This is a genomic window from Streptomyces europaeiscabiei, from assembly GCF_001550375.1.
GTDB classification, from domain to species: Bacteria; Actinomycetota; Actinomycetes; order Streptomycetales; family Streptomycetaceae; genus Streptomyces; species Streptomyces europaeiscabiei.
On record NZ_LRTR01000245.1, the window covers coordinates 1 to 2,330 of the forward strand.

At 75.3% G+C, this 2,330-nt stretch carries 1 protein-coding gene and 2 pseudogenes; all 3 read right to left on the minus strand.

Annotated features, from left to right (window positions below):
• Positions 1-477 (minus strand): annotated as a pseudogene (locus AWZ10_RS11795) (type II secretion system F family protein); the annotation flags it as partial.
• Between the two features lie 14 nt (positions 478-491).
• Positions 492-1,850 (minus strand): TadA family conjugal transfer-associated ATPase, encoded by a 1,359-nt coding sequence (locus AWZ10_RS11800; RefSeq protein ID WP_244172465.1) that lies wholly within the window; start codon positions 1,848-1,850, stop codon positions 492-494.
• A gap of 109 nt (positions 1,851-1,959) precedes the next feature.
• A pseudogene (locus AWZ10_RS11805) lies at positions 1,960-2,330 on the minus strand (septum site-determining protein Ssd); the annotation flags it as partial.

Genomic DNA, 2,330 nt, shown 5'->3' on the forward strand with positions numbered 1-2,330 from the left:
CAGAGCACCCGGTACGTCCCCGCCGAACCTTGCCGCCGCCAGCACCACTGCCTCGGCCTCCCCCAGTCCTCCGGAGTCCCGCGCGGCGCGTGACAACGCCTCACCCGGCTGCCGCCCGGCCCGCGCCTCTCCGGCGAGCGCCGAGCACAGCGCGACCACCGCATCGCCCCGCCGTTCCCCGGCCCGGCGCTCCTCCGCCGCCCGTCGCACCCGCCTCAGCAACGGAACCGCCGCCGCCCCCGCGAGAATCGGCAGCACCGAGGCCCCCAGCACCGCGATCACCAACCCGGCCACCGGTGCCCACCACTCGGCCCCCAGCCGCCGCACCCGGCCGATCACCAGCGCCCAGGGTGACGACCCCATCGCCTCACCTCCCGCCAGCAACAACCGAGCCCGCCGGGCCCCGGTGCCTCGCCCATCACCCGACATCCAGGCCGCAGCCCCGGCGCACGCACCAGCCACCACCCCGACCGACATCTCCCCGACCCCTGTCACTGCCGCCCACTCCCTTCCAGTCCGCCCAAACCAACTTCTTCTCTCACAAAACCGCCACCGAGCCGGGCCGACGGCCCGTTCCCGGACCCGACGAGCTCCGTGTCCTGCGGCCCGACCGGCCCTGCTCCCGCAGACCGCCCCCGAAGCGCGTCGCCCCGGCCCTGAAGCCCGTCCGCAGCCCCCTCACCCCGGCCGCGCAGCCCGTCCCGAAGCAACCCCCGCAACTGCTCCCAGCCCCGCTCGTACACGAACGCCTCCCCGCCCCAGCGGAGCGCCGGGACGGTCACCACCAACCCGGACCCGTCCCGCTCCAACACATCCACTTCGGCGATCCGCCGTCGTCCGTCCGGGTCCCGTACGAGGTGCAGGACCACCGACAGCGCGGCCGCCAACTGGCTGTGCAGCGCCGCCCGATCGAGCCCGGCGGCCATACCGAGGGCCTCCAGGCGGGCCGGTACCTGTCCTGCGGCGTTGGCGTGGAGCGTTCCGCAGCCGCCCTCGTGGCCGGTGTTCAGGGCGGCCAGCAGGGACACGACCTCCGGCCCCCTCACCTCTCCGACCACCAGCCGGTCCGGGCGCATGCGGAGCGCCTGGCGCACCAGATCCTGCAGTTCGACGAGGCCCACGCCCTCCTGGTTGGCCGGTCTGCCTTCCAGCCGCACCACATGCGGATGGTCGGGCCGCAGTTCCGCCGAGTCCTCGGCCAACACGATCCGCTCACCGGGGTCGACCAGACCGAGCAGCGCGCTCAGGAGCGTGGTCTTCCCGGTCCCCGTCCCGCCGCTGATGACGTACGACAACCGGGATCGGATCAGCGCCCGCAGGACGCGGTCGCCGCCGGACGGCACCGTGCCCGCCGTCACCAGTTCGGCGAGGGTGAAGGCCCGGGGCCGTACGACCCGCAGGGACAGGCAGGTGGAGCCGACGGCCACCGGTGGGAGCACCGCGTGCAGCCGGGTGCCGTCCGGGAGCCGGGCGTCCACCCACGGTCGGGCGTCGTCCAGCCGGCGCCCGGCGACGGCCGCCAGGCGCTGCGCGAGCCGTCGCACGGCGGCCGCGTCCGGGAAGGAGATCCCGGTCAGCTCCAGGCCGCCGCCCCGGTCCACCCACACGCGGTCCGGTGCCGACACCAGCACGTCGGTGACCGACGGGTCGGCGAGAAGCGGCTCAAGCGGCCCGCTCCCCACCAGCTCCGACCGCAACCGCTCGGCCGCCCCGAGCACCTCGGCGTCCCCCAGCACCCGCCCGCGCTCCCGCAGCGCCTGCGCCACGCGCGCGGGTGTCGGTTCGGCCCCGCTCTCGACGAGCCACTGCCGTACCCCGTCCAACAGTCCGTCGTCGGACATCCCGCTCATACGACCTCGCCCCCGATCGGAAGCTGTGGGCAGATCCAGGCCGCCCATGGCTTTCCGCCCCCTGGCAGCCCGTCGCCGAACAGCCCCGGCCCGTTCTCGGGAACCTGGTTCACGCCGCCTCACCCCTGACCGCGACCCGCTCCCAGAAGCCTTCGCAGAACCGCGCGAGTGGTCCTCGGGGGATGCCCCCCGGTGGTTTGCCGCCGTCCGGCAGCCCGGCCTCGGTGGGTACTTCGCCCGCGAGCGGAAGCCCCAGCAGGCGGGCCACCTCGTGGTCGTCGAGGCCGGGGGCGTACGGCCCGCGGACCGCGACGCGGAGGTCGCGGAGGACCATGCCGAAGGCGGAGGCGACGCGGGAGGCGGCAGCGACGGCGCGCAACTCGGCGGGGACGACCAGGAGACCCAGGTCGAGCTGGGCGAGGGCCTCGGCGACCCCTTCGTCGATGCGGCGCGGCAGGTCGACCACGACCGCGCCGCCGC